The organism is Sediminicoccus rosea, from assembly GCF_033547095.1.
GTDB classification, from domain to species: Bacteria; Pseudomonadota; Alphaproteobacteria; order Acetobacterales; family Acetobacteraceae; genus Roseococcus; species Roseococcus rosea.
In genome coordinates this window covers 5,092,238-5,113,763 of record NZ_CP137852.1, presented here as the reverse complement: position 1 = coordinate 5,113,763, position 21,526 = coordinate 5,092,238, and the positions used below count along the sequence as shown (strand labels likewise).

The following is a 21,526-nucleotide window of genomic DNA, read 5'->3' as shown; positions in this document are numbered from 1 at the left end:
CGCGGGTGGGCCGAAGCTGCAACGATGGCAACGGGCGTGCGCATCAACGAGGACGAGGTGTTCGAGCTGGCGGAGATGTTCCGCCTGATGAGCGACCCCACGCGCCTCAAGATCATCCTGGCCTGCCTGGACCAGCCCGTTTCCGTCGGCGCCACGGCGGACATGCTGGCGATCTCGCCCAGCCTCGTCTCGCACCACCTGCGGCTTCTGCGTGCGGCCCGGCTGCTGACGGCCGACCGGCGCGGCCGGCAGGTCTTCTACATGGTGGGGGACCCGCACATCCGCTCGATGCTGACGGACATGGTGGACCACGTGGCCGAGGGCGGCGAGAGCGAGATCATCGAGGGCGGCTAGCGCACGCCCTGGTTTGGGCCGTGCGCGAAACGCTTTCGCCAGCCCCGGCCGGCCCAAAAAACCCCTTTGTTGCAGCGCCGCGAGGCTTGTCGGCCCGTCGCACGCCGCCTATGGTCCGCGCGCGGCGCCGGGCCGGCCCCTCGAAGAGGGCATGCCATGTTGCGCCCGCAGGTGGCCGATGTGGCCACCGGGCGATGGCCCCGGGCCGTCGCTTCAGGTTTTGGGGCAAGGTGCGGCGCGTGATCGGGCGTATCGGACGAATTCTCGGAATGGCAATCCTGGGGCTGGTGGCGGCGGGCGGCATGGCCTTCGCGCAAACCCAGGCGCCCATGGTGGGCGCCCCTGTGCCGTGGGGCATGGGGCTGCAGGAATCGGGCGGGCCGATCAAGGACGCCATCTCCAGCTTCAACGAGTTGGTCTTCTGGATCATCGTGGTCATCACGATCTTCGTGGCCATCCTGCTGGCCTGGGTGATGTGGCGCTACAACGAGAAGGCGAACCCCGTCCCCTCGCAGAACAGCCACAACACCCCGCTCGAGATCGCCTGGACGGTGATCCCGGTGCTGATCCTGCTGGTCATCGCGGTGCCCTCCTTCCGGCTGATCTACTACCAGGACCGCGCCCGCGACGCCGACCTCACGATCAACGTGACCGGCCATCAGTGGTACTGGAACTATCGCTTCCCGGACCATGGCAACTTCGCCTTCGACAGCCGCCCCATCCAGGACGAGGACATCCGCGCCGGCCAGTTCCGCAGCCTGGAAGTGGACGAGCCGCTGGTGGTGCCCGTGGGCCGCACCATCCGCGTCATGACGCAGGGCGTGGACGTGATCCACAGCTTCTTCGTGCCGAGCCTCGGCGTGCAGCGCTACACCATCCCCGGCCGTACGCTGGAGACCTGGATGCGCGCCGACCGCGTGGGCACCTTCTACGGCCAGTGCAACCAGATCTGCGGGGTGAACCACTGGTTCATGCCGATCGTGGTGAAGGCCGTGCCGCAGGCCGAGTTCGACGCCTGGGTGGCGAGCGCCCGCACGCGCTTCGCCCGCCAGGACGATCAGGCCGCTCCCGCCCTTGCGGATGCCGCGGGCGACACCATTCGAATCGCTGCGGCGCGTCAGTGACGCCGGCCGCGCAAGGTTAAGGAAAGGCACCGGGACATGGCACACGCGGATGCGCATGGGCATGACGACCACAAGCCGAGCTTCGTGAATCGCTGGCTGTTCAGCACGAATCACAAGGATATCGGCACCCTCTACATCATCTTCTCGCTGTTCGCCGCGATCATCGGCATCGGCCTCTCCGTGCTGATGCGCATGGAGCTGCAGCAGCCTGGCCTGCAGATCTTCGCCGATGGCCAGATGTGGAACGCCTATGTCTCGGCCCATGGCCTGATCATGGTGTTCTTCGTGATCATGCCGGCGCTGATCGGTGGCTTCGGCAACTGGTTCGTGCCGATCATGATCGGCGCGCCGGACATGGCATTCCCGCGCCTGAACAACATCTCCTTCTGGCTGCTGGTGCCGGCCTTCCTGCTGCTGGGCGGTTCGCTCTTCGTGGGCGGCGGTGCCGGCGCGGGCTGGACGATCTACCCGCCGCTCTCGGACGACACCTACCAGTCGGGCCCCGCCATGGACATGGCGCTCTTCGCCCTGCACCTGGCCGGCGCCTCCTCGATCCTCGGCGCGGCCAACTTCATCACCACCATCTTCAACATGCGTGCCCCGGGCATGACGCTGCACAAGATGCCGCTCTTCGTCTGGTCCATGCTCGTCACCGCCTTCCTGCTGCTGCTGGCGGTGCCGGTGCTGGGTGGCGCGATCACCATGCTGATCACGGACCGCAACTTCGGCACGGCCTTCTTCGACCCGGCCGGCGGTGGTGACCCGGTGCTGTTCCAGCACCTGTTCTGGTTCTTCGGCCACCCCGAAGTGTACATCATGATCCTGCCGGCCTTCGGCATCATCAGCCACGTGATCTCGACCTTCTCCAAGAAGCCGGTCTTCGGCTACCTGGGCATGGCCTACGCGATGGTCGCCATCGGCGTGGTCGGCTTCGTGGTCTGGGCGCACCACATGTACACCTCTGGCATGGACGTGGACACGCGCGCCTACTTCATGGCCGCCACCATGGTCATCGCCGTGCCGACGGGCGTGAAGATCTTCTCCTGGATCGCCACCATGTGGGGCGGCTCGATGAAGTTCGACACGCCGATGCTCTTCGCCATCGGCTTCATCTTCCTCTTCACCATGGGTGGCGTGACGGGCGTCGTGCTGGCCAATGCCGGCATCACGCAGATCCTGCACAACACCTATTACGTGGTGGCGCACTTCCACTACGTGCTGAGCCTGGGTGCGGTGTTCGGCATCTACGCCGGCATCTACTACTGGATCGGCAAGATGTCGGGCCGCCAGTATCCGGAGAAGCTGGGCAAGATCCACTTCTGGCTCACCTTCGTCGGCGTGAACCTGACCTTCTTCCCGATGCACTTCCTGGGCAACCAGGGCATGCCGCGCCGCTATCCGGACTACCCGGACGCCTTCTGGGGCTGGAACCTGGTCGCCTCGCTGGGCGCCTACATCTCGGTGGCCGGCTTCATCTTCTTCTTCTACGTGATGTACGTGACCTTCAAGCGCGGCGCGACCGTCCCCGCCAACTACTGGGGCGAGGGTGCGACCACGCTGGAGTGGCAGGTCAGCAGCCCGCCGCCCTTCCACAGCTTCGACGAGCTGCCGAAGATCCGGTGATCCGGGCGAGGGGGCCTCGGCCCTCTCGATCCCTCGGGCCTGAAACGAAAAACCCTGCCAGCACGCTGGCAGGGTTTCTTGTTTTCGGGGCTCGTCGGCGGCTCAGCCCTTGTCGCCGTAGCCGAAGGGCGCGGCGGGTTCCGCCGCCGTCTCGGTCCAGACGCTCTTGCTCTGGGTATAGGCCATCAGCGCCTCCCGCCCGGAGGAGCGGCCGAAGCCGCTCTGGCCGAAGCCGCCGAAGGGCGACATCACGCTGATCGTCTTGTAGCCATTGATCCAGAAGGTGCCGGCGCGCACCTGCGCGGCGACGCGATGCGCGCGCCCCACATCCCGCGTCCAGACCGCGCCCGCCAGGCCATAGGGCGTGGCATTGGCGAGCGCGATCGCCTCCTCCTCCGTCTCGAAGGTCAGCGCGGCGAGGACGGGGCCGAACACCTCCTCCTGCGCGATCTCCGCCGCGGGCGGGACGCCGTCCAGGATGGTGGGCGCGTAGTAGAAGCCGCCGGTCCCGCGCAGCGCCTCCGGGCAGCCGCCACCGGCCGCGAGCCGCGCGCCTGCCGCCTGCGCCGCGCCCACCATGCCGGTGATGCGCTCCAGCTGGCGGCGGTTGTTGATGGGGCCGATCTGCGTGGCGGGATCGGTCGGCGCCCCCACCGGGATGCGCCCGGCGGCGCGGGCCAGGCGCTCCAGGAAGCGATCCCGCACGCCGCGCTGCACCAGCAGGCGCGATCCCGCGACGCAGCTCTGCCCCGCGCCGCTGAACACGGCCGCCTGCGCGCCGAGCAGCGCGCGGTCGAGATCTGCGTCCTCGAAGACGATATTGGCCGACTTGCCGCCGAGCTCCAGGATGCAGGGCACGATGTTGCGCGCCGCCTGGGCCGCGATGGCGGCACCGCTCGCCGCCGAGCCGACGAAGACGACAAGGCGCGTATCGCGATGGCCGACCGCCGCCGCCCCCGTCGTGAGCCCCGCCCCGGCCAGCACCGAGACCAGGCCGCGCGGCAGCCCGGCCCGGTCACAGAGGGCGCCGAGCGCCAGCGAAGTGAGCGGCGTCAGCTCCGAGGGCTTCAGCACCGCGGCGTTGCCGGCGCAGATGGCGGGCGCGATCTGCCAGCCGGCGGTGAAGATCGGCGCATTCCAGGGCGTGATCTGCACCACGGTGCCGAAGGGCTCGGGCCGGGTGTAGTTCAGGTGGCTGGTGGGGACGGGGATGACTTCGCCATGCAGCTTGTCGCACCAGCCGGCGTAATACTCGAACATCTCCGCGACCTTGGTGACCTCGCCCGTCGTGTCGCGGATCGGCTTGCCGGCGGCGAGCGTTTCCAGCTCCGCGAGCAGCGCGGCCTCGGCGCGGACCAGCCGCGCCACCTCCCACATGGCGCGGCCGCGGGCGGAGGCGGTCATGCCCCACCAGGCGCGCTGGCCCTCGCGCGCGGCGGCCATGGCGGCATCCACCACCGCGGCGCCGCCATCCGCATAGGTGAGAAAGACCCGGCCATCCGCCGGGTTCACCAATTCCAGCGCGGCGCCGTTGCCGGGCAGGATCTCGCCCGCGACCAGGCTGCCGACCTGTCCGCCCGGCAGCAGGGCGGCCAGCAATTCCTCGATGCGCGTGGTGCTGTCGGCCATCTCAATATTCCCTCTCCATCCGGTGATCCGCCATGCGGGTGAAGTCGTCGGCATCGGCGATGCGCTCGCGCGTTTCGGCCCAGATGCGGGCCACCGCCTCCGAGAGCGGCAGGCGCGTTCCTGTGGCCTCGGCCAATGCGGCGGCGAGGCCGACATCCTTGCGCATCAGCCCGGCCGAGAAGCCGCTGTCGAAGCTTTCGGTCAGCACCCAGCGCGGCACCATCAGCTCGCTCACCGCGCTGCGGCCGGTGGCGGCGTTCACTACCTTCAGCGCCGCCTCGGCGGGCAGGCCGGCAGCCTCGGAGAGGCGCATCGCCTCGCCCGTCGTGATGAGGTGGGCCGCCACCAGCATGTTGTTCACGAGCTTGGCGATGTTCCCCGCGCCCGAAGGTCCGACATGCACCGCCGTGCCCGACATGGCCGAGATCACGGGCTGCGCCAGCGCGAGATCTTCCTCCGCGCCGCCGATCATCATGGTCATGGTCCCGGCCGCAGCCCCGGCCGGGCCGCCGCTGACGGGCGCGTCCAGCAGCCCATGCCCGGCTTTGGCCAAGCGCTCGGCCAGCCGGCGTGAGGTCACGGGGTCGGAGGTGGAGGTGTCGATCACCACCAGCTTGCGGTCCCGCCGTTCGAGCAGCCCGCCCGGCGCGGTCACCACCGCCTCCACGTCGCGCGCATAGGGCAGGGAGAAGACCAGCGCATCCGCGCCGTTCAGCACCGGCGCCAACTCTGCGTGGAAATGCACGCCGGCCGCCTCGGCCGGCGCGCGCCGCGCGGCGCTGAGGTCGGTGCCGAGCACGGTGAAGCCCTTGCGCGCCAGCGTCGCGGCCATGCCGAGCCCCATATTCCCGAGGCCGACCACGCCCACCGTCCTGATCTCCATGCGGCTGCTCCTCGCTGATGCCGGCGGGAGCATCGAGCCGGGCGAGCGTTGCCACAAGACGAGAGATCAGAACGGAATGTTCGTCCACCGGCAACGCAACGCCTCACGCCGGGCGAAACGCCTCCAACTCCGCTGCCAGCCGCTCGGCGATTCCCGCCACGGCCTCCGGCAGGCGCCGCCCCGCGCGCACCAGCAGATGGGTGGTGGCCTGGGCGAGCAGCGCATCGGCCAGGTGCACCGCCACCAGCTGGCCGGCCTTCACCTCGGTGGCGGCGGCGAAGCCGGGCAGGAAGGTCACGCCCATCCCGGCCAGGACGAAGCGCCGTTGCAGCTCGATCGAGGGGGTCTCCAGCCGCACGCGCAGGCGAAAGCCGCCATCCGCCTCGACCCGGCCAAGCAGGCGGCGCACGCCGTGGTCGGGCGGCAGCACCGCGCAGGGTGTCTCGGCGAAGGCGGCGAGGCCGGGCGGCGCGCGGCCCCGCGCCAGCGGATCCTCGGGGCGCAGCAGGGCGGCAAGCGGCTGTGCCGCGCTGGCCAGAGAGCGGAGATCCGGATGGGCGGGCGGGTTGTAGGCCAGGCCGATATCCGCCTCCCCCTCCGCCACGGCGGCCAGGATGCGGTCGGTGCCGCCCAGGGTCACCCGGTAGGTGACGCCGGGATGCGCCCGCGCGAAGCCCGCCAGCGCATTGTCCACGAGGTCGGTCAGGAAGCCGCCGCCGCAGCACAGGCGAACCTGGCCCGCCTGGACGCCGCGCAGCCGCCGCAGCCGCTCGGCCAGCAGGGCGCCGTCATCGGCCTGGCGCTGCGCGTGCTCGGCCACGATGCGGCCGGCCTCGGTCAGCGCCACGCCGCGCGGCAGGCGTTCCAGCAGCGCGGCGCCGCATCCCGCCTCCAGCTCCGCCACCTGGCGGCTGACCGCCGAGGCGGCGACGTTCAGCGCGCCGGCCGCGCCCCGGATGGAGCCGGCCCGCGCGACGGCGAGGAAATAGCGCAGGGCGCGGTCATTGATCATCCGACCCGATCCTACCAGGATTCCTGGCCCGGCACGCCCGGACCACATGCGCGTTCCCGCACAATCCGGGTTGACGCTGAGGCCTCTCCGGGCCATCGAACGCCCACGAAGCAGAGCGCGAAAAAAGGACCGGGGGGCAAGCCCCTCCATTGAGGAACCTCAATGAGTGACGTGACCACGACAGACATCGCCGGCGCCTCCGAGGTGCGTGACTGGATCACGCTCCTCAAGCCGCGCGTGCTCACGCTTGTGGTCTATACCGGCATCATCGGCCTGCTGGTGGCGCCCGGGACCATGCACCCGGTGCTCGCCGTCACCGCCATCCTCTGCATCACCGTCGCGGCCGGCGCCGCGGGGGCGATGAACATGTGGTACGACCGCGACATCGACAGCGTGATGCGCCGGACGATCAAGCGCCCCATCCCGACCGGGCGCATCAGCGCCGATGGCGCGCTGACCTATGGCGTGCTGCTGGCCGTGGGCTCGGTCGTGCTGATGGCGCTGGCCACCAACTGGCTGGCGGCCGGCGTTCTGGCCTTTTCGATCTTCTTCTACGTCGTGATCTACACCATGTGGCTGAAGCGCCGGACGCCGCAGAACATCGTGATCGGCGGCGCGGCCGGCGCCTTCCCGCCGCTGATCGGCTGGATCGCCGTGACCGGCAGCATCGAGGCGCTGCCGCTGGTGCTCTTTGCCATCATCTTCATGTGGACGCCGCCGCATTTCTGGGCCCTCTCGCTCTGGGCGCACCAGGATTACGAGCGCGCGGGCGTGCCGATGCTGCCCGTGACCCATGGCGCGCGCGAGACGCGCAAGCAGGTGGTGATCTACACCGTGCTGCTGGTTCCGCTGACGCTGGTGCCCTGGCTGATGGGCTTCAACACCTGGGTCTATGGCGCCGTGGCCGCCCTGCTGGGCGCGAATTTCCTGCGCCATGCCTGGCTCACCTGGCGCGACGAGCAGGATGAGGCGGGTGTCTCCCTCACCAAGGACATGCCGGCGAAGCGCTGTTTCAAGTACAGCATCTCCTACCTGTTCCTGCTCTTCGGCGCGCTGGCGCTGGACCGGCTGCTGCTCGCATGACGCCTGAGGAAAAGGCGATCTTCGAGCGCCGGCGCCGGGCGCGGAACTGGGCCATCCTCGCCGCGCTGGCGGGGCTTTCGGTGCTGTTCTACTTCATCTCGATCGCCCGGCTGCTGCGGGACTAAGTCCGCCCTCGGGCGCGAAGAAGCGCTCGCGCAGCGCCTCGCGCGCATCGCCGCGCGCCGCCTGCACCAGCACCAGTTCCAGCCGTGGCCCCGCCGCCACGCGGCAGAGATGCGTCCAGCCGCCATCGGCCCGGTGCAGCACCAGGTAGAACTCGGCCCAGGCGCTGCGGCCCGTGCGGTCCGTCCAGGCGCGGCCGCCCAGATGCATCGCCTCATCGCCCGGGGCGAGGCAGGGGGACAGGTCGTGCGGGGCGGTCAACATGCGCTTCTCCTCGTGTCGAGGGACGGCGCTTGTCGTGGAAGGCCCGCTTGGTTGCCGGGACGGCCACATCCCCTCCTTGCGGAGGGCGCCACCTTGCCCGGGAAGGCAGGTTGGCGTTGGGCGCCGGCCCAACTCTTGATGCCCCTCCCGATTAGCGGCGGCGGAACGACGCGGCAAGAGGCTTGCGCGCCCCGCCGGGAGGGGCCAATTCACCCGCATGACCCCGCAAGAGGCCCTCGCCCGGAAGAATCGCCGCCTTGGCTTCGCCGCCTTCGGCTTCGTCGCCTTCATGGTGGGCGTGAGCTTCGCGGCGGTGCCGCTCTATGACCTGTTCTGCCGCGTCACCGGCTTCGGTGGCACGCCGATGATCGGCCAGGCGGCGCCGGCCACGCCGGGCACCGCGAGCGTCACCGTGCGCTTCAACGCGCAGACCCACCCCAACCTGCCCTGGCGGTTCGAGGCGCAGCAGCCCGCCATGCAGATGCGCGTGGGCGAGGAGGCTCTGGCCTTCTATGTCGCGCGCAACACGGGGACGACCCCCGTCACCGGCATCTCGACCTACAATGTCACGCCCGACATCGCAGCCAAGTATTTCCACAAGACCGCCTGCTTCTGCTTCGAGGAGCAGACGCTGGAGCCCGGCCAGTCGGTGGACATGCCGCTGGCCTTCTGGGTGGATCCGCGAATCGCCGAAGATCCCGCCACGCGCGGCATCCGCACCATCAGCATCAACTACACCTTCTTCCGCAGCCTGAACGATGCGGAGCGCAGCGGCGCGCTGGCCAATGCCGGGCCGCATGTGGGCGCGCGCAGGTAAAGAATTTTCGCGCGGTGGAAGGCGGCAAATCCACCGCTTTCCTGCCTTCCCACCCTTGATCCGCGCCACGTTTTCCAGGATTGTGCGCCGCAACGCCCGGGGCCCTCTCGCATTCCGGGGGACAAGACGCAGGACGAGCGATGGCCAGCAACGCCGAGGGCGCGAGCCCCTACAAGCACCCCTACCATCTGGTGGAGCCTTCCTACTGGCCCATCCTCTCGGCCTTTTCGGCAGGCATCATGCTGTTCGGCATCATCGTGCTGGCGCATGGCGGCGGGCAGTGGGTGCTGGGCGTGGGCGCCGTGGCCGTGCTGGCCTGCATGTTCGGGTGGTGGCGCGACGTCCTGAAGGAGAGCCGCACGCCGGGCCTGCACTCCTCGGTCGTCCGCCTCGGCCTGCGCTATGGCATGATCCTGTTCATCGCCTCCGAGGTGATGTTCTTCGTGGCCTTCTTCTGGGCCTATTTCCACTTCGCCCTCTACCCCGAGCATGTCTCGGGCGCCGCCTCGGCGATCTGGCCGCCGGCCGGGATCAAGACCTTTGATCCCTGGAGCCTGCCCTTCCTGAACACGATGATCCTGCTGCTCTCGGGCTGCACGGTCACCTGGGCGCACCACGCCCTGATGGAGAATGACCGCAAGGGCCTGATCGTCGGCCTCGCGCTCACCGTGTTCCTGGGCATCGCCTTCACCGGCCTGCAGGCCTGGGAATACAGCATCGCGCCCTTCGCCTTCACCGGCGGCGTGTATCCTTCCGTGTTCTTCCTGGCGACGGGCTTCCACGGCTTCCACGTGATCGTCGGCACCATCTTCCTCGCGGTCTGCCTGTTCCGCGCCATGGCCGGCCACTTCACGCCGGAGAAGCATTTCGGCTTCGAGGCCGCCGCCTGGTACTGGCACTTCGTGGACGTGGTGTGGCTCTTCCTCTTCGTGTCCATCTACATCTTCGGCGCGGGCGAGATCGCCCACCACTGAGCGCGCCGGGCGGGGCCTTCGCGCCCCGCCGTGCTGGCGCGGTTGTGCAACCTCATGTATCGGAAGTGACATGTCGGGCCCGCCGCATTTCCGGCGGGCCTTCCTTTCGGAGTTGAGATGTCTCGCCCTGTCGCGCTGATCATCGGCATCACCGGTCAGGACGGTTCCTTCCTCGCCGAGCTTCTGCTGGGCAAGGGCTATGCGGTGCACGGGCTGCGCCGCCGCACCTCCCTCCCCAATCTCGGCAATCTCGCCGCCCTCGGGGCCGATCTCCACCTGCACCATGGCGACCTGACCGAGGGGGGCAGCCTGCTGCGCGTCCTGCAGCGGGTCCGGCCGGATGAGGTCTACAACCTGGTCGGGATGAGCCTCGCCGCCGGGCGCGCGCCGCAGAACGCCGCGGCCCTCCACGCGCTGGGGACGCAGCGCCTGCTGGATGCGCTGCGGCTGCATGATCCCGGCCGCGCCGTCCGGCTGTTCCAGGGCTCGAGCTACGAGATCTTCGGGCCCGGCGGCGCCGCCCCGGCCGATGAGACAGCGGGTTTCGCCCCGGATTCGCCGGCCGGCGTCGCCCGCCTCCAGGCCTATTGGCTCATCGCCGGCGCCCGCGAGCGGCACGGGATGCACGCCTCCAGCGGCATCGCCTTCCCGCATGCCAGCGCCCGCGCGGCGCCGGACGCGCTGCTGCGCCACATCGCGCGCGGCGCGGCCGCACTCGCGGTGGGCGCCGCGCCGCCGCTCACCCTCGGCGCGCTCGACCACGCGCAGCATTGGGGCCATGCGCGGGACCATGCCGAGGCGGCCTGGCGCATGCTGCAACAGCCGCAGCCGGGCGACTTCGTCCTGGCCGGCGGGCCCGTCCATCCGCTGCGCCTGGTGGTGGAGCGCGCCTTCGCCCTGGCCGGGGCGCCGCTCACCTGGCAGGGGGAGGGCTGGGCCGAGACCGGGCGCTGCGCCACCAGCGGGCGCGTGCTGGTCCGGCTGGACCCGGCGGGCCCCGCCTGCCGTGGCCCGCTGGGCGATGCCGCGCGGGCGCGCCGCCTGCTCGGCTGGGAGCCCGCCACCGAACTCGACGCCATGCTGGCCGAGATCCTGGAGGATGAGCGGATGGCCGTGGCCCGGCAAACGGCGTGACGGTGCCGCCATGAGGGGCAACTAGATGGCCTTGCGTGGACGCATCGACGGGGTCTTCGACGGCATGCTCCGCGGCTGGCTCTGGGACCCCGATGACCCGCTGCGCCGCTTCTCCGGCCAGATCCTGCTCGACGGCCAGCCCCTCGCCGAGGTGCGCGGGGACCTTCCCCGGTCCGACCTGGAGGCCATTGGCTTTGGCGAGGGCGGCGGTGGCTTCGCGTATCCGTTGCCCATCACCGCGCAGGATGGCGCGACGCATGAGCTGCGCCTCGTCGCCGAACAGCTCTGGATTCCGATCGAGGTGGATCGCCTCGCCCTGCCGCTGCCGCCCCGGCTGCATATGCTGCGCGGGCGTGTGCAGGGCATCTCGGGCGGGCATTGCGTCGGCTGGGCCTGGGATGCGGCGCGCCCGCTCGACCGGGTGACGGTGGAATTGTCGCAGGAGGGGCGGTTGCTGGCGCGGCAGCCTGCCGCCCTGCGCCGCGCGGAACTGGCTCGCGCCGGGATCGGCGATGGCGCGCACGGCTTCGCCTTCGACCTCGCCCGGCTGCAGCCGCCCCCGGCCGAGGGCGCCCGGCTGGAGCTGCGCGCGGTGGGCGCCCATGGGGAATGGATGCTGGGCGCGGTGACCGTCCTGGCCGGCCAGATCCGCCCGCCGGCCCCTTCGCCCTCGGCCGCGGCGGGCCTGAGCCGCAGGGACTATCTGGCGCTGGTCCGCAAGGCTGAGGCCGCGCAGGACCATGCGGCCGCGGCGCGGCTGCTGGAGGCCGCCCTGCTGGAGCATCCGGAGGATCCGGACCTGCTCTCGATCCGCGCCCGCATCCACCTCGCGCAGCAGGAGCTGGAGCCGGCCGAGCGCCTGGCCCGGACCGTGCTGCGGGAGCATCCGGGGCATGAGCGCGCCGCGCTGATCCTGGCGCGGGCTACCACCGCGCTGGGCCGGCACGAGGCCGCGATCGAGGCCTGGGCGGCCATCGGCCCGCGCGATGCGGCCTTTCGCGAACGGGTGGCGAAGCGGACGCGCGGCCTGATCGCCCTCAATCGCCGGGCCGAGGCGGTGCAGGAGGCGGCGGAGGCGGTGCGGCAGGTTCCCGCCGATCCGGAATTGCTGCGCCAATTGGCGCTGACGGCGGAGGCGGTGGGGGCGCCCCGCGCCGCGCTGGCGCATTGGCGCCGGCTGCTGGACGCCCTGCCCGGGGATCCGACGGGGCGCGAGCGTCTCCGTGCGCTGGAGCAGATGTTCGGCCCGCCCGTGGAGCAGGCCCTCGCCTCGCCCCTGGTCAATCCGGAATTGCGCGACTGGCAGGGCCCGCTGGAGGCCTGGGCCGGCGCGGAGCCCAGCTGGCCGGCGCCCGGCCTTCGCCTCTGCGCCCTCGGTGCACGGGCCATGGCCACGCCGGTCGAGCCCCGGCAGGTCCGCGCCGGAGACCTGCCGGATTACGGACTGCTGCTGCGCGGCGAGGGCGGAGCTGCGGAAATCGGCTTCGCCCTGGCGCGGCGGGATGGCCTGCGCATGGGTCTCGATCTGCGGGCCTGGGCGCCCGGCCCGGCCGTGGTGCTGGCGCTGCGCCGCACCGATGCCGAAGGCGCCGAGGCCGGGGAGCGGGTGCTCCGTCGCCTCGAGCCATCGCCGCGCCCGCGCCTGCACCGCTTCGACCTGGCTCCGGAAGGCGCCGAGCTGGACGCCGCCGGGCTGGAGCTGGTGCTGCGGCTGGAGGGGCCGGGTGCCGTCCTGCTGCGGCCGCCGCGCCCGCTCTCGCGCCTGCGTCTGGCCCAGCCTGCGATGCAGGGCTTCGAATGCCCCGATCTCGCCTTGCCCCCGCCCGCCATGCGGCGCGATGGCGGGCGTTCAGCCGATGCGCTGATGGAACTGGCGGCGCCCTTCACCTCGATCGTGATCGCGGCGCCGCCCGAGGCGCTCTCCTCGACCATCCAGCGGGTGCTGGGCGGCACCGCCGCGCCGTTCGAATGTCTGCTGACCTTGCAGCCGGACTGGCCCGAGGCGCTGGCGGCCGCGTTGCGGGCCTTGGCTGGCCTCGATCCCCGGCTGAGGCTGCTCCCGCCCGGTGCCGCCGCCCCGACGGGCTGGGTCGCGCTGGTGCAGGCGCCGCCGCCGGGCGGGGCGGACTGGCTGGCGGAACTGCACCGGGAGGCCGCGCGGGACGGCACTGCGCAGCGGCCCGGCGTGCGGCTCGCTCACGCCGGCTGAAACCGCGCCTCAGTTCAGGCCGCGGAGCCGTTCCTCGACGATGTTGCGCCAGGGTGCGTCGGCCGGCGCATCGGCCAGCAGTTGCGTCCAGATGGCACGCGCCGTGGTGTCCCGGCCGGCCCGCGCCTCGGCGAGGCCGCCCAGGAAGCGCAGCCGGGGATCCTGCGGTTGCAGCGCGAGGCCGCGCGTGATCCAGCGCAGCGCGTTCTCGGGCCGATTCAGCTCGATCTCGATCTCGGCCACGTCGCCGGCCAGGCCTACATCGAAGCCGCCGCCGAGCGCCTTTTCCCAGGCGGCGACGGCCTCGGCCAGGCGGCCGCGGTTGCGCTCGGCATTGCCGAGCAGGATGAAGCCCTGGCGGCCAAGCTGCGTGTTGGGATCGGCCGTGGCGAGGCGGGCCCGCAGCTGCGTGATCATCGCCTCGTCCTGCGCATCGGCCTCCTGCCGGACGGCGAGCGTGGCCGAGGGCATGTCGGGGAAGCCGCGCTCCACATAGAGCACCACGCCGGCGACCGGCACGAGGGCGAGGGCGGCCAGCAGCAGCAGGGAGGGGCGCCCGGGCGCGTTCAGCGATTCCGGGGCTGGGGCGGCCAGCAGGCGGCGCTGCACCTCGACGGTGGCCGACTTGAAGGCGGCCTCATCCAGGCGACCTTCGGCGCGCTGGGCCTCGAGTTCGGCGAGTTGCGCGTGGAACAGCGCCATGTCGGCCTCGCCCCGGCCGCGCGGGCGGGGCGGGCGCAGCACCGCATAGGCGAGCGGCGAGAGAATGAGCGCGGCCACCAGGCCCAGAGCCAACCACATCACGCCTTCGGTTCACCTTGCAATGCGGCGAGTCGCTGGCGCTCGGCCTCGGTCAATTCGGTCGGCCCGATGCCGGTCGGGTTCGCATGCCGGCGCGCGCGCCAAATGGCGAAGAGCCCGCCCAGCAGGGCAAGGGCCGGGGTGGCCCAGAGCAGCAGCGTGCTCCAGCGGAAGGGGGGGCGCAGCAGCACGAAATCGCCGTAGCGCTCGTGCACGAAGCGCATCACCTGCTCGTCGGTCGCGCCCTGCTCCACCTGCTCGCGCACGATGCGGCGGAGGTCCCGCGCGAGGGAGGCGTCGCTGTCCTCGATGGACTGGTTCTGGCAGACGAGGCAGCGCAGCTCCTTGCCGATCTCGCGCGCGCGCTGCTCCTGCGCGGGGTCGCGCAGGCGGTAGGTGGTGTCACCGATCTGGGCGAAGGCGGGGGCGGCCGACAGCAGCGCGAACGCCAGCAGCAACGGGCCAGCCAAATGAGAATCCGGCCGCACAGCGGCCGGCGCCGCCCAACCGGAGGCATGGCCAAGCGCGCCCGCCGCGCGGCGAAGCCAAGCGCGCGGAGCGCGCGCCCGGCGCCTGAGGGCGTCAAAAAATCTCATCCGGCAAGCCGCCGGAGGAGAGGCAGTACGTCCTGCGCCATGAGTTCGGGCGTCAGGGGCCCTGCGAAGCGCCAGCGGATGATGCCGCCGCGATCCAGGATGTAGGTCTCGGGCACGCCATAGACGCCCCAGTCAATCGAGACCCGGCCCGGCTCGTCCACGCCGAGGCGGGCGAATGGGTTGCCGTGGCGCGTCAGGAAGGCCTGCGCCTCGCGCGGGCGGTCCTTGTAGTTCACGCCCCAGACCGGCACGCCCTGGCGCTGCAAGGCCATGAGATGCGGGTGCTCGATGATGCAGGGCGCGCACCAGCTGGCCCAGAAATTCACCACGACCGGGCCGGGCAGTCCCCGGAAATCGCCCGATGCCAGGGCCGGCAGGCCGGAACTGTCGAGCGCGGGCAGGCTGAATTCCGGCGGCGGCTTGCCCAGCAGGGCCGAGGGCACGCCGCGCGGATTGAAGCTGCCATCCTGCAGGCCGCGCAGCATGGCCCAGAAGCCCAGGCCCGCCGCGGCCGCGACGCCGAGCGGGGCGAAGAGCAGCAGCTTGCGGCGCGAGGATTTGGGCGCCGGTTTCACCACATCGCTCATGCCGGCGCCTCCGCCTCCTCCTTCCGCCGCCTTGCGGGGGCGGCGATGCGGATGCGCCGGTCGCTCAGCGAGAAGGCGGCGCCGAGGGCCATGATGCCCGCGCCGATCCAGATCCAGGGCGCGAGCGGGTTGTTGTGCAGCCGCAGCACCGCCTCGTTCACGCCCGCCTCATTGGCCCGCTCCTCGCCAAGAACGGCGTAGAGGTCGCCGGCCGGCGAGGTGCGGATCGCGGCCTCGGTCGTCGTCATCCGGCCGGTCGGGAAGTAGCGCTTGCTCGGCTCCATCACATGCACCACGCGGCCGTCGCGCAGCACGGTGATGGTGGCCTTGCGGGCGGTGAAGTTGGGGCCGACGAAATCGCGCACGCCCTCCAACCGCCATTCATAGCCGGCAAATGTCGTGGAGCCGCCGGGCGGCACCGCGACCAGCTTCTCGGTGGAGAGCCCCATGCCCGAGATGCCGAGGATGGTGACACCCACGCCCGCATGGGCGATGGCGGCGCCCCAGGCGGCGCGCGGCAGGTTGCGCGCGCGGTTCCAGGCATTGCCGAGGCTCGTGCGCCCCACGCCGGCACGGTCCGCGATGTCGGCCACGGCGCCCGCCAGCAGCCAGAAGGCGCAGGCGAAGCCAAGCGCGCTCAGCACATGCCAGCCGGCCAGCGCCAGCGTCAGGATGAAGGCCAGCAGCGCCACGCAGGCGGCCCACCAGAGGCGTTGCAGCACGGGCCAGAGGCTCGCGCGCTTCCAGGCCAGCATGGGCCCGACGGCCATGGCCATCACCAGCGGGAGTGCCAGGGGCGCCGTCGCCGCGTTGAAGAAGGGCGGGCCGACCGAGATCATCTGCCCCGTCAGCAGGTCGAGGAAGAGCGGATAGAGCGTTCCGACGAAGACCACCGCTGTGATCGAGCACAGCAGCAGGTTGTTCAGCACGATGCCGCCCTCGCGCGAGATCGGCGCGAAGACGCCGGCTGGCGCCATGGCCGGCGCGCGCCAGGCGAAGAGCGCGAAGGCGCCCGCGACATAGATGCCGAGCAGGCAGAGGATGAAGAGCCCGCGCGCCGGGTCGGAAGCGAAGGAATGGACCGAGTTCAGCACGCCCGAACGCACCAGGAAGGTGCCGAGCAGCGAGAGCGCGAAGGCCAGCAGCGCCAGCAGCACCGTCCAGATCTTCAGCGCCTCGCGCTTCTCGACCACGATGGCCGAATGCAGCAGCGCCGTGCCGGCGAGCCAGGGCAGCAGCGAGGCGTTCTCCACCGGGTCCCAGAACCAGTAGCCGCCCCAGCCCAGCTCGTAATAGGCCCACCAGGAGCCGATCGAGATGCCCATGGTCAGGAAGGACCAGGCGGCGAGTGACCAAGGCCGCACCCAGCGCCCCCAGGCGGCGTCCACGCGGCCCTCGATCAGCGCGGCCACGGCAAAGGCGAAGGTCACGGCGTAGCCGACATAGCCGATGTAGAGCAGCGGCGGATGGATCGCGAGGCCGATATCCTGCAGCAGCGGGTTCAGCCCCTGGCCATCGGGCGGTGGCGGCCAGATGCGCTCGAAGGGGTTGGAGGTGAAGATGATGAAGGCGAGGAAGCCGAGCAGGATCATGCCCATCACAGCCTGCACGCGGGCCTGCAGGGCCGAGGGCAAGGCGCCCCCGAAGGCCGCGACCGCGGCGCTGCAGCCGGCCAGCACCATGACCCAGAGAATCAGCGAGCCCTCGTGATTGCCCCAGACGCCGGTGACCTTGAACAGCATCGGCTTGGCCGAGTGGCTGTTGGCGACGACGTTCACCACCGTCATGTCGTTGGTCACATAGGCCCAGATCAGCGCCGCGAAGCTGATGGTGATGGCGATGAGCCCCGCCACCGCGAGCGGCGCCGCCGAGCCCATCAGCCGCACATCGCCGCGTTGCGCGCCCCAGAGCGGCAGGATGGACTGCGCGATGGCGAGCATCGCCGCCAGGATCAGCGCGAAATGGCCGAGTTCGGGGATCATGAGCCGCTCCTCGGCGGTTGGGTGCGGGCGGGGTCGGTCGCGCCGGGGCGCGCGGGGTCGGTCGCGCCGGGGCGCGCGGGGTCGGTCGCGCCGGGGCGCGCGGGGTCGGTCGCGCCGGGGCGCGCGGGATCCAGCGTGTTCCAGGTGGCCGGCGCCGGGGCCGCGCCCTGCGCCGGGTTCCAGTGGCCGGAACGCTTCAGCGCATCGGCCACCTCGGGCGGCATGTAGGTCTCGTCATGGCGGGCCAGCACCTCGCGCGCGCGGAAAGTGCCGTCCTCGCCCATCACGCCCTGCGTCACCACGCCCTGGCCCTCGCGGAACAGGTCAGGCAGGACGCCGGTGAAGACGACGGGGATGGCATGCGCGCCGTCGGTCACGCGGAAATGGATCGCCGGGCGGCCCTGGTATTCGCCCTGGCGCTGCACGCTGCCTTCCTCGACCAGGCCGCCCAGGCGGAAGGCGCGGCCGGGTGGCGGCGTCTCGCGCACGATGTCGGACGGCGAGCGGAAGAAGACGAGATTGTCCTGGAAGGCCGTCAGCGTCAGCGCGGTGGCGCTGCCGAGGCCGATGGCGCAAAGCAGGAGGATGTAGAGCCGGCGCTTCTTGCGCGTCATTTTTGCCGTTCCAGCTGGGCGAGTTGCCGCTTCGCCGCGCGATGGCGACCGAGTGCGGAGAGGGCGAGCGCGGCGAAGACGCCCAGAACGGCGGCCCAGCTCGCGATGACGTGCAGCCAGTGTGTGGAGAGGGTCATGTTGCCGCCCTCAGGCGCGTCCCGCCGGAGGCGCGACTTCGGCACGACGCGCGCACCCTGCCGCCTTGGCTTCGCCGCGTTGCCGGCGCGCTGGGCCAGGCGCCCGGTTGGGTGGCGCCGGCTGTTTTGCGGCTGGATTCCCCGAGGTGTGCGCTCATGCCTCCACACTCCGCATCTGGCCCGGGCTCGCATCCGCGCGCCGCGCGGCGGCCATCTGCAGGGCGCGGACGCGACGCTCCATCACGGCGGCGCGCGTCGCGGCCAGCGTGACCGCCATGAAGGCCAGCGTGAAGCCGAGCGTGCACCAGAGCAGCGGGTAGAGGATGTCCACATGCATGCCCGGCGCGTCGAGCCGCGTCACCGAAGCCGGCTGGTGCAGCGTGTTCCACCAATCCACGCTGAACTTGACGATGGGCACGTTCACCACGCCGACGAGCGCGAGGATCGCGCCCATGCGCGCGCCGCGCTCCGGGTCGTCGAAGGCGCGCACCAGCGCGGCATGGCCGAGCCAGAGGAAGAACAGCACCAGCACCGACGTCAGCCGCGCATCCCAGACCCACCAGGTGCCCCACATCGGCTTGCCCCAGAGGCTGCCGGTGAGCAGGCAGAGCGCGGTGACGGCGGCGCCGATCGGCGAAAGCTCCCGCGCCGTGAGGTCGGCCAGCGGGTGGCGCCAGATCAGCGACATGATGGAGAGGATGGCGAGGCCCATGTATCCCCCCATGGCCAGCCAGGCCATCGGCACATGGACGAACATGATCCGCACGGTCTCGCCCTGCTGCCAGTCGCGCGGCGCGAGCCAGAGACCCCAGACGATCCCGATGCCGAGCACGACCAGCGCCGCACCCGAAAGCCAGGGCAGCCAGCTCTCGGTCAGCCGCAGGAAGCGGCCCGGATTGGCGAAGCGATGCAGCGAGCCTGAAGACCGCGGGTTTGGAGCAGCGTTTTCCACGTCACCACCATAGGCAGATGCGCCCCGGGATTGAAGCGTCCCGCGCGATGCATCCGCCAGCCGAAAGTTATCCTCGCGCAATGATTTGCGCCCCATTGGCGAGGTCGCGCCAGATATGCGAAGCCTTGGCGGGAACGCCACCTGCCGCTGCGAAGAATCCGATGGCCAAGCCCCCGCCGAAAGCCAAGCCCCACCCGCCCACCTTCCTCGTGAAGTCCGAGCCCGATGTCTTCGGCTGGGACCAGCAGGTGGCCAATGGCGTCGAACCCTGGACGGGCGTGCGCAACGCCCAGGCCGCCAATGTCCTGCGCGCGATGCAGGTTGGGGACCGCGTCTTCTTCTACCACTCCAACATCGGCAAGGAGGTGGTGGGGATCGTCGAAGTCGTCCGGACCGCCTATCCCGACCCGACGGATGAGACGGGCCGTTGGGTCTGCGTGGATGTGAAGACCGTCTCCAAGCTGCCGCAGCCTGTGCCGCTCGCCGCCATCAAGGCCGAGCCGCGGCTGGAGGGCATCGGCCTGATCCGCCAGTCGCGCCTTTCGGTCATGCCGATCGCGCCCGAGCATGCGGCGGTGATCCTGGAGATGGCCGGCGCATGATGCGGGCATTGCGCGACCACTGGCTGATCGGCGCGCTGACCGGCGCGCCCCTGCTGCTGGCGCTGGCGCCGGTGCAGCAGACGGTGATGCCGCCCTGGCTGCTCTGGGTCTTTCTCGCGCAGCCACTCTACATGATGCACCAGCTGGAAGAGCATGTGGGCGACCGCTTCCGCCACTTCGTGAATGCGCGCCTGGCCGGTGGCGCCGAGGCGCTGACGCCGGCCGCCGTCGCCGTCATCAACATCGGCGGCGTCTGGATGGTGAACGCGCTGGCGCTACTGCTGGCGGCCACGCATCACCCCGGCTGGGGGCTGGCCGCCGCCTATCTCATGGTGGTGAACGCGGCCACCCATGTGGCGGCAGCGGTGAAGCTGAAGCTCTACAATCCGGGGCTGGTCACGGCCGTTCTGCTCTTCCTGCCGGCGGGCCTCGTCACCCTCATCCTCGTCTCCGGCCAGCCGGGCGTGGGTGTGGTGGAGCACCTGGGCGCGCTGCTCTTCATCCTCGCGCTGCACGCCATCATCGTGCTGCATGTCACGCGGCGCTCGGCATGAGTGACGCGGCTGATTGGCGCGTCCTCTGCCGCGTCGAGGACATCCCGGATGGCGAGGCGCGCGGCTTTCCCGCGCCACCCGGCGGCTTCACCGGCCTCTTCGCCATCCGCCGCGGGGCGCGCGTGCTGGTCTATGTGAATTCCTGCCCGCATATCGGCCTGCCGCTGGAGCCCGTGCCTGACCGATTTCTGGATCGCAAGCGGGAGATGATCGTCTGCGCCGCGCATGGCGCACGCTTCCGCATCGAGGATGGCGAATGCGTTTCCGGCCCCTGCATGGGCGATGTGCTGGAGGCGGTGGAGGTGCGGCTGGTCGAGGGCGAGGTGCGCGTCCCGCCGGATGCAGGGATCTAGGGCCTGAGCGTCTCTGGTGCAGGCACCAAAGACGTGGAGCAGCCTCTCAGCGCATGGCGGGGGTTTGACCGGACGAATGGGCGCGCTAGTTTGCGGCTCGAGGAAATTTCAGTCCCCTAGAGAGGGAATCCCCTGCATGTCGAACATCACCCGCCGCGCCCTGCTCGGCACCGGCGCCGCCGTGGCCCTGGCCAGCCCCGCCCTGGCCTTCCCGGATCGCACGATCCGCATCATCTCGGGCTTCCCGCCCGGCGGCCTGAATGACGTGGTGAGCCGCGCCATGGCGCAGGCGCTGACGCCCATCCTCGGCGTTTCCGTCGTCGTCGAGAACCGCGTCGGCGCGGGCGGCAGCGTGGGCGGCACGGCCGCCGCGCGTTCCGCGCCCGATGGCCACACGCTCTGGATGGGCATTGTGGACACCCAGGCCATCCTGCCGACGGCGATGCGCGCCCTGCAATACGACCCGGACCGCGATTTCGCGCCGATCAGCTTCGTCGCGAACGTGCCCTTCGCCTTCATCAGCGGCCCCTCGCAGCCCAATATCCGCGACTTCCGCGCGCTGATGGCGGCCGGCAAGGCACGCCCGGGCGTGATCAGCTTCGCCAGCTGGGGCGTCGCCTCCACCTCGCACCTCGCGATGGAGCGCGTGCTGCGCCAGCAGCAGGTGGAGATGCTGCATGTGCCCTTCACCGGCCAGGCGCCGGGCATGCAGGCGATCATCGCGAGCCAGGTGGATTGCATGGCGCTGCCGGCTGGCGGCGCCGAGGGCGCCTGGCGCGCCGGGCAGCTCCGCGTGCTGGCGGTCGCCGCCAAGCAGCGCGTGCCGCTCTACCCCGATGCGCCGACCATCCTTGAACTCGGCGGCACGCTGGATGCGGGGCTGTGGAAGGCGATCTACGCGCCGGCCCGCACGCCCGCGCCGGTCATCACCCGCCTGAACCAGGCGGTGCACGAGGCGATGCGCCAGCCGCAATTCATCGAGGTGCTGCGCCTGCAGGGCGCCGTGCCCGAGCCCTCGACGCCCGAGGCGCTGGCCGAGCTGCAGCGCCGCGAGCGTGCCGCCTGGGGCGAGGTGGTGCAGGCCACCGGCGCCTATCTGAACTGAGCCCCCTGTCGGGC

23 protein-coding genes, 1 pseudogene and 1 riboswitch are annotated in these 21,526 nt (G+C 71.0%); of the genes and pseudogenes, 13 read left to right on the top strand and 11 right to left on the bottom strand.

All coding sequences use genetic code 11. The features are described from left to right. The first annotated feature begins 24 nt into the window (after positions 1-24). The 3 genes from R9Z33_RS24650 to ctaD all read left to right on the top strand — a co-directional run bounded on the left by R9Z33_RS24650 (position 25) and on the right by ctaD (position 3,101). The gene (locus R9Z33_RS24650; RefSeq protein WP_318649229.1) at positions 25-354 is read left to right on the top strand and encodes an ArsR/SmtB family transcription factor; all 330 of its coding nucleotides are present in this window, start codon (positions 25-27) and stop codon (positions 352-354) included. Between the two features lie 269 nt (positions 355-623). Beyond that, the gene (gene coxB, locus R9Z33_RS24645; protein ID WP_318649228.1) at positions 624-1,478 is read left to right on the top strand and encodes a cytochrome c oxidase subunit II; all 855 of its coding nucleotides are present in this window, start codon (positions 624-626) and stop codon (positions 1,476-1,478) included. A 36-nt stretch (positions 1,479-1,514) separates the two neighbouring features. Then, positions 1,515-3,101 (top strand): cytochrome c oxidase subunit I, encoded by a 1,587-nt coding sequence (ctaD, locus tag R9Z33_RS24640; protein WP_318649227.1) that lies wholly within the window; start codon positions 1,515-1,517, stop codon positions 3,099-3,101. 102 nt (positions 3,102-3,203) lie between these two features. On the opposite strand, the gene R9Z33_RS24635 is transcribed toward ctaD, so the two are convergent. The 3 genes from R9Z33_RS24635 to R9Z33_RS24625 form a co-directional block, all read right to left on the bottom strand. Beyond that, complete coding sequence (locus R9Z33_RS24635) at positions 3,204-4,730, bottom strand: aldehyde dehydrogenase family protein (protein WP_318649226.1); 1,527 nt, start codon at positions 4,728-4,730, stop codon at positions 3,204-3,206. A gap of 1 nt (position 4,731) precedes the next feature. Next, on the bottom strand, positions 4,732-5,646 hold the full coding sequence (locus R9Z33_RS24630; protein WP_318649225.1) for an NAD(P)-dependent oxidoreductase: 915 nt from the start codon (positions 5,644-5,646) through the stop codon (positions 4,732-4,734). A 70-nt stretch (positions 5,647-5,716) separates the two neighbouring features. Next, positions 5,717-6,625, bottom strand: coding sequence for a LysR family transcriptional regulator (locus tag R9Z33_RS24625; protein ID WP_318649224.1), 909 nt, complete (start codon positions 6,623-6,625; stop codon positions 5,717-5,719). Positions 6,626-6,787: 162 nt separating this feature from the next. Here R9Z33_RS24625 and R9Z33_RS24620 point away from each other — a divergent pair, with 162 nt between their 5' ends. Both R9Z33_RS24620 and R9Z33_RS24615 read left to right on the top strand, forming a co-directional pair. Then, on the top strand, positions 6,788-7,708 hold the full coding sequence (locus R9Z33_RS24620; protein WP_318649223.1) for a heme o synthase: 921 nt from the start codon (positions 6,788-6,790) through the stop codon (positions 7,706-7,708). After that, positions 7,705-7,833 carry a hypothetical protein gene (locus R9Z33_RS24615; protein WP_256437659.1) on the top strand — a complete coding sequence of 43 codons (129 nt, stop codon included), beginning with the start codon at positions 7,705-7,707 and terminating at the stop codon, positions 7,831-7,833. The genes R9Z33_RS24620 and R9Z33_RS24615 overlap by 4 nt, the downstream gene beginning before the upstream one ends. Here the strand turns inward: R9Z33_RS24615 and R9Z33_RS24610 are convergent. Next, complete coding sequence (locus R9Z33_RS24610) at positions 7,802-8,095, bottom strand: hypothetical protein (RefSeq protein WP_318649222.1); 294 nt, start codon at positions 8,093-8,095, stop codon at positions 7,802-7,804. The genes R9Z33_RS24615 and R9Z33_RS24610 overlap by 32 nt on opposite strands. A 37-nt stretch (positions 8,096-8,132) precedes the next feature. Next, a riboswitch (SAM-I-IV-variant riboswitch) is annotated at positions 8,133-8,242 on the bottom strand. Between the two features lie 70 nt (positions 8,243-8,312). On the opposite strand from R9Z33_RS24610, the gene R9Z33_RS24605 reads away from it, so the two are divergent. The 4 genes from R9Z33_RS24605 to R9Z33_RS24590 all read left to right on the top strand — a co-directional run bounded on the left by R9Z33_RS24605 (position 8,313) and on the right by R9Z33_RS24590 (position 13,229). Beyond that, complete coding sequence (locus tag R9Z33_RS24605) at positions 8,313-8,912, top strand: cytochrome c oxidase assembly protein (RefSeq protein WP_318649221.1); 600 nt, start codon at positions 8,313-8,315, stop codon at positions 8,910-8,912. A 140-nt stretch (positions 8,913-9,052) separates the two neighbouring features. Beyond that, positions 9,053-9,886: a cytochrome c oxidase subunit 3 gene (locus R9Z33_RS24600; RefSeq protein WP_318649220.1), complete on the top strand. Its 834-nt coding sequence runs from the start codon at positions 9,053-9,055 to the stop codon at positions 9,884-9,886. 117 nt (positions 9,887-10,003) lie between these two features. Then, on the top strand, positions 10,004-11,020 hold the full coding sequence (locus tag R9Z33_RS24595) for a GDP-mannose 4,6-dehydratase (RefSeq protein ID WP_318649219.1): 1,017 nt from the start codon (positions 10,004-10,006) through the stop codon (positions 11,018-11,020). A 25-nt stretch (positions 11,021-11,045) separates the two neighbouring features. After that, the gene (locus R9Z33_RS24590) at positions 11,046-13,229 is read left to right on the top strand and encodes a tetratricopeptide repeat protein (RefSeq protein WP_318649218.1); all 2,184 of its coding nucleotides are present in this window, start codon (positions 11,046-11,048) and stop codon (positions 13,227-13,229) included. Between the two features lie 9 nt (positions 13,230-13,238). Here R9Z33_RS24590 and ccmI read toward each other — a convergent pair whose 3' ends face one another. The 7 genes and pseudogenes from ccmI to R9Z33_RS24555 form a co-directional block, all read right to left on the bottom strand. Beyond that, a complete protein-coding gene (ccmI, locus tag R9Z33_RS24585) occupies positions 13,239-14,030 on the bottom strand; it encodes a c-type cytochrome biogenesis protein CcmI (protein WP_318649217.1) in 792 nt (263 codons plus the stop codon). Further along, positions 14,030-14,488, bottom strand: coding sequence for a cytochrome c-type biogenesis protein (locus tag R9Z33_RS24580; RefSeq protein ID WP_318649216.1), 459 nt, complete (start codon positions 14,486-14,488; stop codon positions 14,030-14,032). The genes ccmI and R9Z33_RS24580 overlap by 1 nt, the downstream gene beginning before the upstream one ends. 134 nt (positions 14,489-14,622) lie before the next feature. Next, positions 14,623-15,213 (bottom strand): DsbE family thiol:disulfide interchange protein, encoded by a 591-nt coding sequence (locus tag R9Z33_RS24575; RefSeq protein ID WP_318649215.1) that lies wholly within the window; start codon positions 15,211-15,213, stop codon positions 14,623-14,625. Beyond that, positions 15,210-17,195 carry a heme lyase CcmF/NrfE family subunit gene (locus R9Z33_RS24570; RefSeq protein ID WP_318649214.1) on the bottom strand — a complete coding sequence of 662 codons (1,986 nt, stop codon included), beginning with the start codon at positions 17,193-17,195 and terminating at the stop codon, positions 15,210-15,212. The genes R9Z33_RS24575 and R9Z33_RS24570 overlap by 4 nt, the downstream gene beginning before the upstream one ends. 131 nt (positions 17,196-17,326) lie before the next feature. Next, positions 17,327-17,809, bottom strand: a pseudogene (gene ccmE / locus R9Z33_RS24565) (cytochrome c maturation protein CcmE); the annotation flags it as partial. Then, complete coding sequence (gene ccmD, locus R9Z33_RS24560; protein WP_318649213.1) at positions 17,806-17,946, bottom strand: heme exporter protein CcmD; 141 nt, start codon at positions 17,944-17,946, stop codon at positions 17,806-17,808. The gene ccmD and the pseudogene ccmE, both read right to left, overlap by 4 nt. Before the next feature lie 154 nt (positions 17,947-18,100). Continuing rightward, the gene (locus R9Z33_RS24555; protein WP_318649212.1) at positions 18,101-18,898 is read right to left on the bottom strand and encodes a heme ABC transporter permease; all 798 of its coding nucleotides are present in this window, start codon (positions 18,896-18,898) and stop codon (positions 18,101-18,103) included. 161 nt (positions 18,899-19,059) lie between these two features. On the opposite strand from R9Z33_RS24555, the gene R9Z33_RS24550 reads away from it, so the two are divergent. From R9Z33_RS24550 to R9Z33_RS24535, 4 genes are all read left to right on the top strand, one after another. After that, positions 19,060-19,500, top strand: coding sequence for an EVE domain-containing protein (locus R9Z33_RS24550; protein ID WP_318649211.1), 441 nt, complete (start codon positions 19,060-19,062; stop codon positions 19,498-19,500). Beyond that, complete coding sequence (locus tag R9Z33_RS24545) at positions 19,497-20,054, top strand: HXXEE domain-containing protein (protein WP_318649210.1); 558 nt, start codon at positions 19,497-19,499, stop codon at positions 20,052-20,054. The genes R9Z33_RS24550 and R9Z33_RS24545 overlap by 4 nt, the downstream gene beginning before the upstream one ends. Further along, entirely contained in the window at positions 20,051-20,407 is a 357-nt protein-coding gene (locus R9Z33_RS24540) for a Rieske (2Fe-2S) protein (protein ID WP_318649209.1), read from the top strand. The genes R9Z33_RS24545 and R9Z33_RS24540 overlap by 4 nt, the downstream gene beginning before the upstream one ends. 136 nt (positions 20,408-20,543) lie before the next feature. Next, positions 20,544-21,512, top strand: coding sequence for a Bug family tripartite tricarboxylate transporter substrate binding protein (locus tag R9Z33_RS24535; protein ID WP_318649208.1), 969 nt, complete (start codon positions 20,544-20,546; stop codon positions 21,510-21,512). Positions 21,513-21,526 lie beyond the last annotated feature (14 nt).

Bases quoted from the DNA above. Each gene is read 5' to 3' on its own strand.
- R9Z33_RS24590 (WP_318649218.1), top strand. From the start codon at position 11,046: ATGGCCTTGCGTGGACGCATCGACGGGGTCTTCGACGGCATGCTCCGC.
- R9Z33_RS24635 (WP_318649226.1), bottom strand. From the start codon at position 4,730: ATGGCCGACAGCACCACGCGCATCGAGGAATTGCTGGCCGCCCTGCTG.
- R9Z33_RS24610 (WP_318649222.1), bottom strand. From the start codon at position 8,095: ATGTTGACCGCCCCGCACGACCTGTCCCCCTGCCTCGCCCCGGGCGAT.
- ctaD (WP_318649227.1), top strand. From the start codon at position 1,515: ATGGCACACGCGGATGCGCATGGGCATGACGACCACAAGCCGAGCTTC.
- ccmI (WP_318649217.1), bottom strand. From the start codon at position 14,030: ATGTGGTTGGCTCTGGGCCTGGTGGCCGCGCTCATTCTCTCGCCGCTC.
- R9Z33_RS24600 (WP_318649220.1), top strand. From the start codon at position 9,053: ATGGCCAGCAACGCCGAGGGCGCGAGCCCCTACAAGCACCCCTACCAT.
- R9Z33_RS24535 (WP_318649208.1), top strand. From the start codon at position 20,544: ATGTCGAACATCACCCGCCGCGCCCTGCTCGGCACCGGCGCCGCCGTG.
- R9Z33_RS24595 (WP_318649219.1), top strand. From the start codon at position 10,004: ATGTCTCGCCCTGTCGCGCTGATCATCGGCATCACCGGTCAGGACGGT.
- R9Z33_RS24550 (WP_318649211.1), top strand. From the start codon at position 19,060: ATGGCCAAGCCCCCGCCGAAAGCCAAGCCCCACCCGCCCACCTTCCTC.
- ccmD (WP_318649213.1), bottom strand. From the start codon at position 17,946: ATGACCCTCTCCACACACTGGCTGCACGTCATCGCGAGCTGGGCCGCC.
- R9Z33_RS24605 (WP_318649221.1), top strand. From the start codon at position 8,313: ATGACCCCGCAAGAGGCCCTCGCCCGGAAGAATCGCCGCCTTGGCTTC.
- R9Z33_RS24620 (WP_318649223.1), top strand. From the start codon at position 6,788: ATGAGTGACGTGACCACGACAGACATCGCCGGCGCCTCCGAGGTGCGT.
- R9Z33_RS24630 (WP_318649225.1), bottom strand. From the start codon at position 5,646: ATGCTCCCGCCGGCATCAGCGAGGAGCAGCCGCATGGAGATCAGGACG.
- R9Z33_RS24615 (WP_256437659.1), top strand. From the start codon at position 7,705: ATGACGCCTGAGGAAAAGGCGATCTTCGAGCGCCGGCGCCGGGCGCGG.
- R9Z33_RS24625 (WP_318649224.1), bottom strand. From the start codon at position 6,625: ATGATCAATGACCGCGCCCTGCGCTATTTCCTCGCCGTCGCGCGGGCC.
- R9Z33_RS24570 (WP_318649214.1), bottom strand. From the start codon at position 17,195: ATGATCCCCGAACTCGGCCATTTCGCGCTGATCCTGGCGGCGATGCTC.
- R9Z33_RS24540 (WP_318649209.1), top strand. From the start codon at position 20,051: ATGAGTGACGCGGCTGATTGGCGCGTCCTCTGCCGCGTCGAGGACATC.
- coxB (WP_318649228.1), top strand. From the start codon at position 624: ATGGCAATCCTGGGGCTGGTGGCGGCGGGCGGCATGGCCTTCGCGCAA.
- R9Z33_RS24650 (WP_318649229.1), top strand. From the start codon at position 25: ATGGCAACGGGCGTGCGCATCAACGAGGACGAGGTGTTCGAGCTGGCG.
- R9Z33_RS24575 (WP_318649215.1), bottom strand. From the start codon at position 15,213: ATGAGCGATGTGGTGAAACCGGCGCCCAAATCCTCGCGCCGCAAGCTG.
- R9Z33_RS24545 (WP_318649210.1), top strand. From the start codon at position 19,497: ATGATGCGGGCATTGCGCGACCACTGGCTGATCGGCGCGCTGACCGGC.